This is a genomic window from Amycolatopsis sp. H20-H5 (genome assembly GCF_035828755.1).
GTDB lineage: Bacteria > Actinomycetota > Actinomycetes > Mycobacteriales > Pseudonocardiaceae > Amycolatopsis.
In genome coordinates this window covers 1-15,309 of the sequence record NZ_JAYMZS010000009.1, presented here as the reverse complement: position 1 = coordinate 15,309, position 15,309 = coordinate 1, and the positions used below count along the sequence as shown (strand labels likewise).

Below are 15,309 nucleotides of genomic sequence, written 5' to 3'. Positions count from 1 at the left end.
GTTTCTCGCGTGGTCGTTGGTAGGTTGCCAGGCGTGGCTGAGCTTCCCGAAGACATGACGTTCGACATTCCGGTGGGCGCCGGGGTGGGCACGCGGGCGGCGGAGGGCTTGCCGCCGTCGACGCCCAAGGACGCCGCGACCGTGATGCTGCTGCACGACGGGCCCGCCGGGCTCGAGGTGTTCCTGCAGCACCGGGTCAAGGGCATGCCGTTCGCCGGTGGGATGACGGTTTTCCCCGGCGGCGGGGTCGACAAGCGGGATGCCGACGCGTCGGTGAGCTGGGCGGGCCCGACGGCCGCCGAGTGGGCCGCCTGGTTCTCCTGCGACGAGTCGCTCGCCCGCGCCCTGGTGTGCGCGGCCGTGCGGGAGACGTTCGAGGAGTCGGGCGTCCTGCTGGCCGGTACCGCCGACGGCGTACTCGCCGATGTCACGCCGTATCAGCACGCCAGGCAGGCGCTGGTCTCCCGTGAGATCTCGCTCGCCGCGTTCCTGGCCGACGCGGGCCTCACCCTGCGCGCCGACCTGCTGCGCCCGTGGGCGAACTGGCTCACCCCCGAGCAGGAGCCGCGCCGGTACGACACGAGGTTCTTCGTCGCGACGCTCCCGGAAGGCCAGCAGGCCGACGGTGCGACCACCGAGGCCGACAGCTCCGGCTGGCAGCGCCCGGAAGAGGCGATCGACGACGCCCGCGAAGGCCGTCGCATGTTGATGCCGCCGACCTGGATCACCCTGACCGAGCTGGCCGAGTACCCCGCCGCCGCGGACGTGCTCGCCGTCGGACGGCGGATCGAGAAGATCATCCCCACGCTCGTCCGGGAAGGCGACAAAGTCCGCGTCGTGCTGGAGGAAAAGTGAGCGCGCCCGCGTACGGAGTGCTGCGCCGGGTCACGGAGACCGCGTCGGTGCTGCTGGAGAACAACCCGTCGTCGATGACGCTGGAGGGCACCAACAGCTGGGTGCTCCGCGCCCCCGGCGCGGCCGGAGCCGTTGTCGTCGACCCCGGTTACGAGGACGTCGAGCACCTCACGCTGCTGGCCGCGGCCGCGCCGGTCGAGCTGATCGTGCTCACCCACCACCATCCCGACCACGCCGAGGGCGCGCCCTGGTTCGCCGAGCGCGTCGGCGCGCCGATCCGGGCCTTCGACCAGGCCCTTTGCCGTGGCGCCGAGGCCTTCGGGGACGGCGAGGTGCTCAAGGCGGGCGGGCTGGAGATCGGCGTCCTCCACACCCCGGGGCACACCGACGACTCCGTTTCCCTGCGGATCGGCGACGACGTGCTCACCGGGGACACGATCCTCGGCCGCGGCACGACCGTCCTGCACGACCTCGGCGACTACCTGCGGACGCTGCGCAAGCTCATCGAGCTCCCGGCCGGCACGCTGGGCCTGCCCGGCCACGGCCCGGAGCTGCCGGATCTGGCGGCGACCGCGCGGGAATACCTCGCCCATCGGGAACAGCGGCTTGATCAGGTGCGTTCGGCTCTTCGTGAGCTCGGTGCGGCCGCCACCGCGCGCCAGGTCGTCGAGGTCGTCTACGCCGACGTCGACCAGGCGCTGTGGGTGCCCGCCGAGTGGAGCGTGCAGGCTCAGCTGGACTATCTACGGTCGGAGGACGCGGGAAATGAGTGACGTCGACGTCGAGTTCTATTGGCGGCCCGGGTGCGGATTCTGCGCGGCACTGCGCCGCCCGCTGATGTCCAGCGGGCTGAAGGTGCGCGAGGTCAACATCTGGGAGGACGCCGACGCGGCCGCGCGCGTGCGCTCGGTGGCGAACGGCAACGAGATCGTCCCGACCGTCTTCGTCGGCTCGGCCGCGATGGTCAACCCCAGCTTCGCCGAGGTCGAGGCCGCCGTCCGCGCGGCCGCCTGAGCTGTTCAGCGGGTGAGCATAGGCATCAGGTAATAGGTCAGGTCGACTTCACCGGGCTCGCAGGCGCGGATGATGCAAGCCCGCCTACCCGGCTGGACCGACATCCTGATCCGCTCACCCGCGAAGGGCGCGAGCGCGTCGAGCAGGTACCGGGTCTGGAACGAGGGTGACGTCCGCCCGCCGAGCACCTCGGCCTTGAGCGTCTCCTCGGCTTCCCCGGTGTCCTGCCGCGCGCTCGCCAGCCGCAGGTGCGCGTCGCCGACCTCGAGCGTGAGCACCCGATGCGAGTCGGCATAGACCCCGACCCGCCGGACCGCGGCGGCGAGCGCGTCCGCGGCGACGTCCACCGTGGTGTCCACTGTGGACGTCGAGATCGACTGCTCGGACAGGAACCCGCCGTCCAGGACGGCGGTGCCGACCATGGTGTCCCGCCAGCTCAGCCCGAAGCGGCCGCCTTCGGCGTGCAGGCCAACGACCCCGCTCGCCTGACGAGCAGTCTCCGCGAGCAGGGCGGCCGGGATCAGCGCGTCGAGCGGGGTGGCCGTCCCTGAGCGCAGCGGAAGCTTCGCGACCGCCATCCGGTAGCGATCCGAGCTGGTCAGGTGCAGTTCGCCGTCGGCGCCGTGCACGCGGACGCCGGTGAACATCGGCAGCGAGTCGTCTTTCGCGGCGGTGCCCGCGACGGTCCGCAAGGCCCTGGCCAGCGTGTCTCCCCCGACCGCCGCGACCTGGGGCGGCAGTACCGCCGCACCCGGATGCAGCTCCCGGCTCAGCAGCGGCAGCGCGAACCGGCCGCCCTCCACCCGCAGTGCCAGCCGCGAACCTTCGACGACGACCCGGACCAGCTCGTCGTCGAGCATGCGCAGCGTCTCCGCGAGCGGCGCCGCGGGCACGAGCGCCTCACCGTCGGTGTGCACCATCGCGGCGGCGGAAACCCGGACGGCCCGCTCGCGATCGTTCCCGGCCAGCGTGAGGCCGTCGGCGTCGGCGCTCAGGAGCAGACCGGACAGCACCGGGTCGCCGTACTTGCCCGGGAGCAGCCGGGCCGCGGCGGAGACGGCGGCCGACAGTGTGCGCGTGCTGGCTGTGAGGTCCATGCCCGCAAGCTAGCGACCGGCACCGACAATTCCCGCGGCTCAAGTCCCTGATGGCCACCTTGAGGGACTCTAGGTCCCTCAAGGTGGCCATCAGAGGCAGTCAAGCGAAAACGGGAGCAAGGGACCTTTGCTCCCGTTTTCGGGAGCCGGGGCGCAGCGCGGTGCCGTGAAGGCCACCTTGACCGTCAGCGGGTGGCGCCGACCAGCTCGGGGGTGGTCGGGGAAGGCGTCGTGGCGACCGGGCGGACGGTTCCGCGCAGGAGCCAGACGACGGCCGCCATCGCCAGGCCGAAGGCGCCCGCGGTCAGGAACGCGGCGGACGGGCCGGCGTGCTCGACGAGGTAGCCGCTGATCGACTGGCCGATCGCCAGTCCCGTCGTGACGGCGGTGAGCACCCAGCCGAACGCCTCGGCGGCCGTGCCCTTCGGCGCGACCAGTTCGATCGCGGCCGAGTGCGTGGTCGACTGCGGGGTGATCAGCGCGCCCGCCGCCAGCATCGTCAGCGCCAGCGCCAGCGCCCACAGCGTCGAAGGCAGCGCCAGCAGGGCCACCAGCGCACCGAAACCGGCGAGCAGCACCGGCAGCCGCATTCCCATCTTGCGGGGCCACGGACGCAGGCTGTACGCCACGCCGAAGGCGACAGAACTCAGTGACCAGGCCGAGAGCAGCAGCCCGCCGACCGACGCGTGCCCGGCTTCGGTGGCCGACGCCGGAACCGCGACCTCGACGAACCCGATCACCGCGCCGAAGCCCAGCGCCGCCAGCGCGAGGGTCCGCATGCCGGGGCTGGCCAGCGCGCCGAGCAGCTTCCCGCCCGAGGACGGCGAAGGCCCCCAGGCGCGCACGGTCGGGTTCAGCGCGAACAGCAGGGCGCCGCTGACCATGATGATCGAGCCTGCCGCGATGCCGGTGCCCGCCCACGGTGCGGCGACCAGCAGCCCGGCGAAACCCGGGCCGAGGATGAAGAAGACCTCCATGCTGATCGCCTCGTACGAGAACGCGGCGTTGCGCGCGGCTCCCGAAGGCAGCAGGCGCGTCCACAGTGCCCGCGAGGCGGATCCGACCATCGGCTCGGTGATGCCCGTTCCGAAGGCCAGCGCGACCATGACCGCGGTGGTGGTGTGCGCCTCGATCGCGATCACCAGCCCCGTCATCGCCACGGCGAACAGGGCCACGGTGACCAGCAGCGGCCGCGTTGGTCCGAAGCGGTCGATGAGCCTGCCCTGGACCACGGCGCCCACCGAGACACCGATCAGCGAACCGGCCGAGACCAGTCCGGCCGAAGCGAAGGAGCCCGTCTCGCGCTGGACGTAGAGAAGCGCAGAGATGCCGATCATCGCGATCGGCAGCCGGGCGAGCAGCGACGCGAAGACCGGCCCGCGGGATCCGGGCGAGGTCAGCGCGACGCGGTAGTCGGCGAGGGAGGTACGGCTTTCGTGGCTGGACACAGACTGGGACACGTGTACCAGTATGACTTTTTTGGTACGTGAGTACCAGTTATTTGAGGGTCGGGTGCGTCACCAGGTGAGCCGAGTCTCGGTTCGGTAACGCTCACCCCAATTTCAGGTGGCGAGCGCAACGAAACCGTGCGGGTGGCGTCCTTGAGAGTGAATGGCCTTGATTTTGTGGGTTGGAGCCGTGCGATGGTGTGAGGACGAACTCCCTTCGGTATCAGGGTCGGGGCCCATCCGGAGGTAGGGAGCGCGGGTCGTCGGGGGATGATCCGCGCAAGCGAAGGGCCGGTGCGCCACGTCGGGGGTGGCGCCCGGCCCTTTGTTTTTGGTCTAGTCGTGAGGTGCGGCTAGAAGCCTGTGTTTTTTGGCCAGCGCGCTCACAAACTCGCGCCGCCAGGCCGCCCCTGACACCCAGCGTAAGCGCGTGTTTTGCTTGCAGGGGGGCGACCTGCCGTCGCGAGTTGGGAGGCCCTGGCGGGCCTGAAAGAGGGCGCGCGGCGGTGAAGTCTCCCCTCGCAGGGCTCGGGGAGACGCTGTGGCTGGGGCAAACGGCTGTGGGTGGGTCGTGTTGTTGGTGTTTTGGGTTTTTTGGGTGGGTATGGCTCAGCCCCGGTCACTTTGGGTGGCCGGGGCTGAGTTGGGGCTTGGGGTGCCTTGTTCTTTTGCTTTTAGCGGGCTCGGCGGGCTAGGCGCTCGGGGTCGAGGATTAGGACGCTCTTGCCCTCTAGGCGGAGCCAGCCTCGGTGGGCGAAGTCCGCCAGGGCCTTGTTGACCGTCTCGCGTGAGGCGCCTACGTACTGGGCGATCTCCTCTTGCGTCAGGTCGTGGGTCACTCGGAGCAGGCCTGCTTCCTGACTGCCGAAACGCTGGGCGAGCTGCAGGAGTGCGCGGGCCACGCGGCCGGGGACGTCGGTGAAGATCAGTTCCGCGACCATGTTGTTCGTGCGGCGCAGGCGCCGGGCGACTACGCGCAGTAGTTGCTCGGCGATCTCCGGGCGCGTGGAGATCCACTGCCGCAGGGCCGGGCGGTCCATCGTCACGGCGCGGACCTCGGTCACCGTCGTCGCGCTGGACGTGCGGGGGCCGGGGTCGAAGATCGACAGCTCGCCGAACATGTCGGACGGGCCGAAGATGCCCAGGAGGTTCTCCCGGCCGTCGGGCGACTTGCGCCCGATCTTCACCTTGCCGGACTGGATGATGTAGAGCTTGTCGCCGGGCTCACCCTCGTTGAAGATGACATGCCCGCGGGGAAACTCCACGGATTCCAAGGTCTGCGCCAGCGCTTCTGCGGCTGCCGGCTCAACACCCTGGAAAATGCCCGCGCGGGCCAGGGTTTCGTCCACCTCGGGTGCCTCCTCATCGACAAACGACCCCGGACCTCGTCTTCGAGGCCCGTGTCGCCGATCACTTTCGCGTCAGTCTAGGGCGTACTCGCCAGATCGCCTGTCGGCTCGCCGCGTGACGTGCGGCGGACCGGAACGATCTAGCTCGAACGTGGAGCCTAACGCCGTACCTTGCGGGGCCGTAGCCTGGCTGCCCTGCCGCCGAGCCGGCGCAGCCGGAACAGCTCCAGCGCCCGGCCGATGCCGTGCCCGTAGAGGGCCCTGACCTCGTTGGGCTGGGCCTGCTCGAGGAACTCTTCGACCTCGTTCTCCTGCACGGCGACGTACTTCAGTCGGCTCTCCACGCGTTCCATGAACAGCGCGAAGAACATGATCACCAGTGGTACCAGGATGACGAACCAGACAGTCATGATTCCAGTCCAGTGCACTCGGTATCAGGGCTAGGCATTGACTCCAGATCCTCGCTCATGGCGGCGTGCTTCTTGCGCCGAGGTGGTGCTCTGGCGTGTCGGACGACTACCCGCGGGTGCTCCCGCGTGCTCGGCCCGGCTGCGCCCGTAGGCTATCGGGGTGCCAGCTGCCGTCTCGAACACCCCCCGCAAGGGCGGCGCCGCTGAAAGCCGGCTCGCTTTGGTGAGACGCGCGCGGCGCATGAAGCGTTGCCTCGACGAGGTCTATCCGGACGCCCATTGCGAGCTCGACTTCACCACGCCGCTCGAGCTGCTGGTCGCCGTCGTGCTCTCCGCGCAGACCACGGACGTCCGGGTCAACCAGGTCACCCCCGCCCTCTTCGCGCGCTACCGCACGGCCGAGGACTACGCCGGGGCCGACCGCGCCGAGCTGGAAGAGTTCCTGCGTTCGACCGGTTTCTATCGCGCGAAGGCGAACTCCGTGCTGGGCCTCGGCGCCGCGCTCGTGGAGCGGTTCGACGGCGAGGTCCCCGGCAAGCAGGCGGACCTGGTGACCTTGCCGGGCGTCGGCCGCAAGACCGCGAACGTGGTGCTCGGCGACGCTTTCGGTGTGCCGGGGATCACTGTGGACACACACTTCGGCAGGCTCGTCCGGCGCTGGGGCTGGACCGAGCTCGAGGACCCGGTCAAGGTCGAGCACGCGATCGGCGAGCTGATCCCGCGCAAGGAGTGGACGCTCCTGTCGCACCGCACGATCTTCCACGGCCGCCGCGTCTGCCACGCCCGCAAACCCGCCTGTGGCGCCTGCCCGCTGGCCCGCGACTGCCCCTCCTACGGCGCCGGGCCGACGGAGTTCGAGGCCGCCGCGAAGCTGGTCAAGGGCGTCGAACGCGAGCACATCCTGGAGCTGGCGGCCCGGCCGTGACCACCCTCACCAAGTGGGCGCTCGGCGGGGCCGTGCTGGTGGTGGCCCTGATCGTGGCGCTCCTGCCGCGCGGCGGCCAGGCGCCCGCCAAGGCCACCGGGGACCTGACCCCGGCCAGGGCGAAGGCCGCGCTGGCGGCCTGTCCCGCGCCGCGCGAAGGCACCCAGGACGTGGTCTCGCAGCTGCGGGACGTCCGGGCGGACTGCCTGGGTGACGGCGCCGAGGTCGACCTCGGCCGCGCGCTGGCCGGGCAGCGGGTCCTGATCAACTTCTGGGCGACCTGGTGCGAGCCGTGCAAGACCGAGCTCCCGGTGCTGGCGGCTTACGCGGCCATGCCCGGCGCGGTGCCGGTTCTCGAGGTGCAGGTCGCGAGCCCGGCCGCGGACGGGCTCGGCCTGCTCGCGCGGATCGGCGTCCACCTGCCGTCGCTGTTCGACGGAGAGGGCAAGACGGGGCCGGTGCGCACGGCGCTGAAGGTCCCGTCGACGCTGCCAGCGTCGTACCTGCTCAGCGCGGATGGGACGGTCCGGCTCATCGGGAGCCCACGCGTGTTCGGTGACACTGGCCAGGTGCAGGCAGCCGTGGAGGGGACGTCATGACCGGACCGCTCGTCGACCCGGACTCCGTGCCGGAATGGCTTCGCCCGCTGGTCAAGGTCAGTGGCGACCTGGACGCGAAGGTGTTCACCAGATTCACCCCACCGGAGGATGCCTACCCGCGCCCCGCGGCGGTCCTCATCCTGTTCGGCGAGGGCGAGAAGGGCCCGGACGTCCTCCTGCAGCGCCGCGCCGACACCCTCGGCTCGCACGCGGGCCAGGTGGCGTTCCCCGGCGGCGGCGCCGAGGACGGCGACGGCGGCCCGATCGGCACCGCGCTGCGTGAGGCCGAGGAGGAGACCGGCGTCGTCCCCGCCGGAGTGCGCCCGGTGGCGGTGCTGCCGGAGCTGTTCGTCCCGGTTTCGGGCTTCGCCGTGACACCGGTGCTGGCGCATTGGGTGAACCCTTCGCCCGTGCGAGCCGTGGACCTCGGTGAGACGGCTTCCGTGGCGAGAGTCCCGGTGGCCGACCTCGTGGACCCGGCGAACCGGTTCCAGGTGAGCAAGGACAACCGCTGGAAGGGCCCCGCTTTCGAGGTCGAAGGCCTGTTCGTCTGGGGTTTCACCGCCGGGCTGCTCTCAGTGCTGCTGAGCCTCGCGGGCTGGGACGCCGAGTGGGACTTCGGTGACGTCCGGGACCTTGACGTAGCTTTGTCGGACTATCAGGCGCGGGTCGATTCGCGGAACGGCCGGAGCACGGCGGACGGGGAGTAAACACCGGTGAACTGGGTAGATGTGCTGGTGCTCCTGCTGGCCTTGCTGGCGGCTGTCTCCGGTGCGTTCCAGGGCGTGATCGTCGCGCTGCCCTCACTCATCGGGGTGGTGCTCGGCGCGATCGTCGGGATCAAGCTCGCGCAACTGGTCGTGGAGCTGTTCATGAACCCGGCCGCGCGCGTCGCCTTCGCCGTGGCCACGTTCCTGCTGCTGGTCGCGCTCGGCGAGACACTCGGCGTCTGGGTCGGGCGCAAGCTCCGGCAGAAGATCAACCCCGACAAACTGTCCGGAGTGGACAAAACCCTCGGCGCGCTCGTCCAGGCCGCGGTGGTCTTCGTGGTCGCCTGGCTGATCGCGACCCCGCTCACCACGGTGTCCGGCCTGCCATGGCTGCCCAAGGCGATCAACGGCTCCGTCGTCCTCGGCGAGGTCAACAACGTGATGCCGGAAGCGGCACAGGGCTTCCCGAGCGAACTCCGGAAGCTGCTCGACGCTTCGGGCTTCCCACTGGCCGTCGACCCGTTCCAGAAGGCGCCGACCCTGGACACCAGCCCGCCGGACGACGCGCTGCCGGACAGCAGCGTCGTGAAACGGGTACACGAGAGTGTCGTGAAGATCCGCGGCAACGCGAGTTCGTGCTCACGCGCGCTCGAAGGGAGCGGGTTCGTCATCTCGCCGCAGCGAGTGATGACCAACGCGCACGTCGTCGCCGGGACCGATGAGGTCGCGATCGAGACCACCAAGGGGCGACTGCCCGCGCGGGTGGTGTATTTCAACCCAGAGGTCGACATCGCGGTGCTCGCGGTGCCGCGGCTCGAGGCGGAGCCGTTGCCGTTCGCGTCGGAGACCGCGGCGGCTGGAGACAGCGCGATCGTGCTCGGGTACCCGCTCGACGGGCCGTACAAGGCGACACCCGCTCGGGTGCGGGGGCGGATCAACCTGCGGGGACCGGATATTTACGAGAAGAACACCGTGCAGCGGGATGTGTTCACCGTGCGGGCCGGGATTCGCAGCGGGAACTCCGGGGGACCGATGATCACGCCCGGCGGACAGGTCATCGGGGTTGTTTTCGGGGCAGCCGTCGAGGATCCGGATACGGGGTTCACGCTGACCGCGGCGCAGGTCTTGGATGAAGTCAATGCTGCACCGGCGCAGTCTGCGAACGTTAGTACTGGGCCTTGTGCCAGTTAGCTTGCGCTAGTTGGTTGGTCGCGGGCTTTTGGTTGAGTCCTGAGGTGCGGCTAGAAGCCTGTGTTTTTTGGCCAGCGCGCTCACAAACTCGCGCCGCCAGGCCGCCCCGACTTCCAGCGTAAGTGCGGCTTTTGTTTGTAGGGGGGCGACCTACCGTCGCGAGTTGGGGCGGCCTGGCGGCCGCGAAAGAGGGCGCGCGGCGGTGAAGTCTCCACTCGCAGAGCTCGCGGAGACGCTGTGGTGCTGTTTGGTGGTGCTGTTTGGTGGTGGCGGTGGGGTGCTGGGCTCTGCGTGCGCGACTTCGGCGGGTTGGGGGCTTGCGGGAGTTTTTGACTGTCTCTGAAGGCCACCATGAGGGACCTGGGTGCTCCAAATGTTCCCTTCGCGGTCTGGGCTGGGTGGGTTAGGGGGTTAGGGGGGTTATTATTAGGTTTAGGGTGAAGGTGAATCTTTCGTGGCCGGTGCCTGAGGTCAGTTCGGTTGCGTAGCGTCTTGTTTGGGGGAACTGGTCGGCCGGTAGGGCGGTGAATCGGCGGACCAGCTCGTCGCGGTCTATGACCCAGCTGTCGTCGCGTTGGCTTTGTCGCTGCGCTACCAGGGACATCTCCAGGGTGTAGGCGCTGACGTAGAGCGAGAGGGCGTCTATCGCCCAGGCCGCCGTCTGGGGTTCGATGCCTCCCGCGAGAAGGATGGCCAGCATTCCTTCGTTGACACGGAGTACGTCGAGGTTGGTCGAGACCATGGCCAGCGCCGCGTGGGAGATCCCGGGGTACTTCAGGTACTGATCGCGGGTCTGGGTGCAGACGTCGACGATCTGCTCGCGCCACGTCGCCGGATCGGGCTCGGGCAGGACCAGTTGCGCGCAAAGTCTGCCGATGATCAACTCGTCGATGTCGGCCTTGTTGACGACGTGCACGTACAGCGACGCGGGACCCGTGCCGAGTACGGCCGCGACACGGCGCATCGTCAACGCGTCGTAGCCCTCCGTGGCGACCACCTCGAGTGCCGCGTCGGTGATCCGCTCCACAGTGAGCGGTGCCTTCCGGGGAGCCTGCTGCGCCGGAGGGGTCGGCGGCTGAGCGTGCCGGGCCGCGCGGCGTTGTTTTGGATCGGCTGACATCCTCCGACCCTACCCTGAAACGAACGTAGTTCCGCGAGCACTACTTTGTTCGCGTTCCCGAACATAGTTCGTTATGTTGTCAGGAACGTTGTCAGGGCTTCGCTGGTTTTCGCGGGGGCTTCCAGATGGGGGAAATGGCCTATGCCGGGCCAGGTGGTGAGCGTGGCGTGGGGGCCTGCCCACGGGGTCGAGGCTTGGGCCGTTTCGGGGCGTATGCAGGTGTCGAGCTCTCCGTGGAGCTGGAGGACCCGTGCCGTTACGCGGGTGCCCATCGCGTCCGTGAAACGTCGGCCTTCGCCCCTGAACTGGGCTCGGAACGCCCAGCGGTAGTACTCCAGTGCGCTGTGGGGGACGCCCGGGACCAGCATCGCCTGGCGGAACACGCGGGTCGTCGCGGTGAAGTCCGGGGTCTTCGTCCACTGTGGACCTGACCAGGCGCGGAAGAGGGTTTCGAGCGCTTCGGCGTTGTCGCGGACCAGCCATTTTTCCGGGGTCTTGGGGACCTGGAAACGGAAGAGGTGGCCTGCCGCTCGGGCCTGGCTGTCGCCTCGGCGCCACGCTGTGCGGGAGATCGCCGAGCGCAGGGCCAAGGGATGCGCGCCGCCCAGGATGCTGATCGACTCGACCAGGCGGGGGTGCAGGGCGGCGACCGTCCAGGCGAGCATGCCGCCCCAGGCGTGGCCGACCAGATGGGCTTTGCGTGCGCCGAGCGACTTGATCAGGCCCGCGACGTCCCCAGCCAGCGTCCACGCGTCGTAGCCGCGGGGCGGTTTGTCCGAGTCGCCGTAACCGCGCAGGTCGACGGCGACCGCGCGGAACCCGGCGTCGGCCAGTGCGGTCAGCTGGTGGTGCCAGGTCCACCAGAACTCGCCGAAACCGTGCAGCAGAACCACCATCGGGCCATCGCCCGCCTCGGCCACGTGCAGCCGGATGCCGTTCGCGGAGACGTCACGATGGGTCCACGGACCGTCGATCCGGACGATCGACGGGTCCGGGGTCGCCTGCACCTGGAGGAAAGACCCGCTCAGTCGCGGGTCGGGGACAGATCGGCTTCTTCGCGGTGCGGCTTCAGCGCCGCCGCGGTGTCCTTGAAGCTGCTGATCGTCCGCTCTGGCGCCTTGATCTTCTTCACCTTGCGGTAGCCGAGGAACCCGGCGACGCCCGCGGTGACGAGCATCAGCAGGAACACGATGCCGAACGCGGCCCAGCGCCGCAGCCACTCGGACAGCAGTTCGCCGAGGAAGAAAAAGAAGAAGAACGAGCTGTACAGCGCGATGACCAGCGCGATCACGAAGAAGATGGCGCCCTTGACGCCCTTCTTGACCTCACCGACGATCTCCGACTTGGCCAGCTCGACCTCGGCGCGGACCAGCGTCGAGAGATGCTGTGTCGCGTCGCCGACCAGCTTGCCGATGGACTGCTCACCGGCTACGACGTCGTCATCACTCGACAGGGGGATGTAGGGCACGGCCCCCACGCCGTCGGGGCCGGTGCGTTCGTGCTTGGGGCTGCTCACCGGGCCATCGTGCCACGTGCCCGTTCGGCAGGCGCGATGGAGTAGTGGGAGTGTCGCGATCAGTCGAACTTCGCGTGCACCCGGCTCCGGTGCAGCAGCAGCGCCGCGGCCGAGAGCGACGCGACGGCGGACGCGATCAGCACGGCGGCTTTCGCCAGCTCACTCTGCTCGGCGCCGAGCGCCAGGTCGGCGATCAGCAGGCTGACCGTGAACCCGACACCCCCGAGCAGCGAGAGCGCGGAGAGGTCCCGCCAGCCCATATCCCTGGGTTTTTCGGCGAGCTTCAGCTTCACCGCGAGCATGCTGGCGCCGAGGATGCCGACGAATTTCCCGCCGACCAGCCCGATCAGCACCGCCAGTGGCAACGCGGTCGTGAAGACCTCGCCGAGCGACTCGCCGGAGATCTTGATACCGGCCGCGAACAGCGCGAACAGCGGCACGGCGACCGCGGCCGACCACGGCTGCAGCCGGTGCTCCAGCCGCAACGCCGGCGCTTCCTGTTCGTCCTTGTCCGGGCGGACGCGGGTGAGCAGGCCGAGGGCGACCCCGGCGATCGTCGCGTGGATGCCCGCCGAATGCACCGCGACCCAGGTGACGAGCGCGAGCGGGACGTAGATCCACGCGGTGCGGACGCGCTTGTGCTGCAGCCAGGCGTAGAGCGCCAGCGCGAGCACCGCGACCCCTGCGGCGACCAGGTCGAAACTCGCGGTGAACAGGATGGCGATCACCAGGATCGCGCCCAGGTCGTCGACCACGGCCAGCGAGAGCAGGAAGACACGGGCACTGCTCGGCAGGTTCGACGCGGTGAGCGCGAGCACGCCGAGGGCGAACGCGATGTCGGTGGCGACCGGGATCGCCCAGGCGCGGTCGATCCCCGGCGTCCCCCAGCCGACACCGAGCGCCACGACCGCGGGCACGACCATGCCGCCGAACGCGGCCACGATCGGCAGGATCGCCTGCTTGAACCGCGAAAGCTCGCCGATCACCAGTTCGCGCTTGAGCTCCAGACCCGCGACGAAGAAGAAGATCGCGAGCAGGCCGTCCTTGGCCCAGTCCCCGATCGAGAGGTTCAGATGCAGCAGCGACGGGCCGAGCTGGAAGTCCCGCACCACCCGGTAGATGTCACCCCACGGTGAGTTCGCCCAGATCAGGGCGATCGCGGTGGCCCCGAGCAGGATCATCCCGCCGGTGGTCTCGGTGCGCAGGTATCGGGCGAATTCGGCGACGGCCTTGGCGGGACGGCTGGACTCGGCAGCTGTCATGGGCATCCTCCGGGGACTGGTTTCGGGCAACACGAACACTGTTGCCGACCAGACTTCCCGGCGCACCTTGACACAATTTTAACAGCCCGGCCGCGGGAAAGCCCCTCTTCATGAGCCTGACCACAGTTGGCCCACCCCCCGTCGAGAAGATCATCCGGAGGGCGGTGGCATGGTTTCCCACCAGCCTTCTACCATGCGAATTGACAACGATGTCTACGACAAGGACGACAGTTGTGAGTACCTCAACCGAGGTCGAGCGGGGCAAGGGGTTCTTCGGGCACCCACGAGGGCTCGCGAACCTTTTCGGCGTGGAAATGTGGGAACGCTTCTCCTTCTACGGCATGATCGGCATCCTGCCGATCTACCTCTACTACGAGGTCAGCCAGGGCGGGCTGGGCATGGCGAAGGCCACCGCGGTCGGCATCGTCGGCGCGTACAGCGGCCTGGTTTACCTGTCCGGAGTCATCGGCGCGTGGGTGGCCGACCGGCTCCTCGGCTCCGAGCGGACGCTGTTCTTCAGCGCGATCCTGATCATGATCGGGCACATCGGCCTGGCATTGCTCCCCGGTTTCGCCGGGATCGGGGTCGGCCTCGTCTGCGTCGCGATCGGCAGTGGCGGGCTGAAGTCCAACGCCACCGCGATCGTCGGCACGCTCTACGAGGCGGACGACCCGAGGCGGGACGCCGGGTTCTCCATCTTCTACATGGGCGTGAACATCGGTGGCTGGCTCGGCCCGCTGCTCACCGGCCTCGCCCAGCAGGAGGTCAATTTCCACCTCGGCTTCGGGCTCGCCGCGATCGGCATGGCGTTCGGCCTGATCCAGTACACGATCGGCCGGAAGAACCTCGGCGCGAAGGCGCACGAGATCCCGAACCCGCTGCCCGCCTCGCGCCGTCCGCTGGTCGCGGGCATCGTCGCCGTCGTGGTGGTGGCCATCGTCGCGTGCGTCCTGCTCGGGGCGATCCGTGCGGACAACCTGGTGGACATCGTGGTCTGGGTGGTCATCACGGTCTCGATCGCCTACTTCGCCGTGATCCTGAGCAGCAAGAAGATCACCGCCGTCGAGCGCAGCCGGGTGTATTCGTTCATCCCGATGTACATCGCGACCGCTGCCTTCTTCTCGCTGTTCCAACAGCAGTTCACGGTCGTGACGCTCTACACCGACACCCGGCTCGACCGGAACCTGTTCGGCTGGACGATGCCGGTGTCCTGGGTCAACTCGATCAACCCGGTCTTCATCATCGTCTTCTCCGCGGTGTTCGCCGCGCTCTGGACGAAGCTCGGCCCGAAGCAGCCGTCGTCGCCGATCAAGTTCGCGCTCGGCACGATCTTGATGGGCGGCGCGTTCCTGCTGTTCATCCCCATGTCGGGCGGCGGCGCGAACAGCAGCCCGCTGCTGGGCCTGATCGGCATCCTGTTCGTGTTCACCATGGCGGAGCTGCTGCTTTCGCCGGTCGGCCTGTCGCTGACGACGAAGCTCGCCCCGGCGACCTTCCGGACGCAGATGGTGGCGCTGAACTTCCTGGCGATCTCGCTCGGCTCGGCCATGTCGGGCAAGCTCGCGAAGTTCTACACGCCGGACAGCGAGGTGCCGTACTTCGGCATCGTCGGCGGTATCGCGATCGTGATCGGCATCCTGCTCGCGATCGCCAGCCCCTTCATCCGCAAGCTGATGAAGGGCGTCCACTAGTACTACAGAGCTAGATCTTTGCGTGTCGGTTCGTGATATCGGCTGCTGGTTGTGCGAGTGTTTGCGTGTGACCATTCCTTCTGCTGGGCGGGCTGGCGTCGCGGGCGGTGCGACTCGGGAAG

The 15,309-nt window shown here is 68.9% G+C and carries 16 protein-coding genes; 8 read left to right on the top strand and 8 right to left on the bottom strand.

Going from position 1 to position 15,309, the window contains the following annotated elements; genetic code table 11:
* The first annotated feature begins 54 nt into the window (after positions 1–54).
* The 3 genes from QMK34_RS07015 to QMK34_RS07005 are packed head-to-tail and all read left to right on the top strand — an operon-like array spanning position 55 to position 1,869.
* Entirely contained in the window at positions 55–855 is an 801-nt protein-coding gene (locus QMK34_RS07015; protein WP_326413008.1) for an NUDIX hydrolase, read from the top strand.
* Positions 852–1,628, top strand: a complete 777-nt coding sequence (locus QMK34_RS07010) for an MBL fold metallo-hydrolase (RefSeq protein ID WP_326412747.1) — start codon at positions 852–854, stop codon at positions 1,626–1,628. The genes QMK34_RS07015 and QMK34_RS07010 overlap by 4 nt, the downstream gene beginning before the upstream one ends.
* On the top strand, positions 1,621–1,869 hold the full coding sequence (locus QMK34_RS07005) for a glutaredoxin domain-containing protein (RefSeq protein ID WP_326412745.1): 249 nt from the start codon (positions 1,621–1,623) through the stop codon (positions 1,867–1,869). Before QMK34_RS07010 ends, QMK34_RS07005 begins: the two co-directional genes overlap by 8 nt.
* A gap of 5 nt (positions 1,870–1,874) precedes the next feature.
* Here the strand turns inward: QMK34_RS07005 and dnaN are convergent, their stop codons facing one another.
* The 4 genes from dnaN to QMK34_RS06985 all read right to left on the bottom strand — a co-directional run bounded on the left by dnaN (position 1,875) and on the right by QMK34_RS06985 (position 6,173).
* Entirely contained in the window at positions 1,875–2,966 is a 1,092-nt protein-coding gene (gene dnaN / locus QMK34_RS07000; RefSeq protein WP_326412743.1) for a DNA polymerase III subunit beta, read from the bottom strand.
* Positions 2,967–3,151: 185 nt separating this feature from the next.
* Positions 3,152–4,426 carry an MFS transporter gene (locus tag QMK34_RS06995; protein WP_326412741.1) on the bottom strand — a complete coding sequence of 425 codons (1,275 nt, stop codon included), beginning with the start codon at positions 4,424–4,426 and terminating at the stop codon, positions 3,152–3,154.
* Positions 4,427–5,088: 662 nt separating this feature from the next.
* Complete coding sequence (locus tag QMK34_RS06990) at positions 5,089–5,763, bottom strand: Crp/Fnr family transcriptional regulator (protein ID WP_003081747.1); 675 nt, start codon at positions 5,761–5,763, stop codon at positions 5,089–5,091.
* Positions 5,764–5,921: 158 nt separating this feature from the next.
* Complete coding sequence (locus tag QMK34_RS06985; protein WP_326412739.1) at positions 5,922–6,173, bottom strand: hypothetical protein; 252 nt, start codon at positions 6,171–6,173, stop codon at positions 5,922–5,924.
* Positions 6,174–6,414: 241 nt separating this feature from the next.
* Here QMK34_RS06985 and nth point away from each other — a divergent pair, with 241 nt between their 5' ends.
* The 4 genes from nth to QMK34_RS06965 are packed head-to-tail and all read left to right on the top strand — an operon-like array spanning position 6,415 to position 9,598.
* A complete protein-coding gene (gene nth / locus QMK34_RS06980) occupies positions 6,415–7,098 on the top strand; it encodes an endonuclease III (protein ID WP_326413007.1) in 684 nt (227 codons plus the stop codon).
* Entirely contained in the window at positions 7,095–7,697 is a 603-nt protein-coding gene (locus QMK34_RS06975; RefSeq protein WP_326412738.1) for a TlpA family protein disulfide reductase, read from the top strand. Before nth ends, QMK34_RS06975 begins: the two co-directional genes overlap by 4 nt.
* Complete coding sequence (locus QMK34_RS06970; protein ID WP_326412736.1) at positions 7,694–8,407, top strand: NUDIX hydrolase; 714 nt, start codon at positions 7,694–7,696, stop codon at positions 8,405–8,407. The genes QMK34_RS06975 and QMK34_RS06970 overlap by 4 nt, the downstream gene beginning before the upstream one ends.
* A gap of 6 nt (positions 8,408–8,413) precedes the next feature.
* Positions 8,414–9,598, top strand: coding sequence for a MarP family serine protease (locus tag QMK34_RS06965; RefSeq protein ID WP_326412734.1), 1,185 nt, complete (start codon positions 8,414–8,416; stop codon positions 9,596–9,598).
* Between the two features lie 403 nt (positions 9,599–10,001).
* On the opposite strand, the gene QMK34_RS06960 is transcribed toward QMK34_RS06965, so the two are convergent.
* The 4 genes from QMK34_RS06960 to nhaA form a co-directional block, all read right to left on the bottom strand.
* On the bottom strand, positions 10,002–10,718 hold the full coding sequence (locus tag QMK34_RS06960; protein ID WP_326412732.1) for a TetR/AcrR family transcriptional regulator: 717 nt from the start codon (positions 10,716–10,718) through the stop codon (positions 10,002–10,004).
* Positions 10,719–10,789: 71 nt separating this feature from the next.
* On the bottom strand, positions 10,790–11,725 hold the full coding sequence (locus QMK34_RS06955; protein WP_326412730.1) for an alpha/beta fold hydrolase: 936 nt from the start codon (positions 11,723–11,725) through the stop codon (positions 10,790–10,792).
* A gap of 17 nt (positions 11,726–11,742) precedes the next feature.
* Positions 11,743–12,234, bottom strand: a complete 492-nt coding sequence (locus QMK34_RS06950; protein ID WP_326412728.1) for a phage holin family protein — start codon at positions 12,232–12,234, stop codon at positions 11,743–11,745.
* 59 nt (positions 12,235–12,293) lie between these two features.
* Positions 12,294–13,496 carry a Na+/H+ antiporter NhaA gene (nhaA, locus tag QMK34_RS06945; protein WP_326412726.1) on the bottom strand — a complete coding sequence of 401 codons (1,203 nt, stop codon included), beginning with the start codon at positions 13,494–13,496 and terminating at the stop codon, positions 12,294–12,296.
* Between the two features lie 233 nt (positions 13,497–13,729).
* Between nhaA and QMK34_RS06940 the strand changes: the two genes are divergently transcribed.
* Complete coding sequence (locus tag QMK34_RS06940; RefSeq protein WP_326412724.1) at positions 13,730–15,187, top strand: peptide MFS transporter; 1,458 nt, start codon at positions 13,730–13,732, stop codon at positions 15,185–15,187.
* The last annotated feature ends 122 nt before the right edge of the window (positions 15,188–15,309 follow it).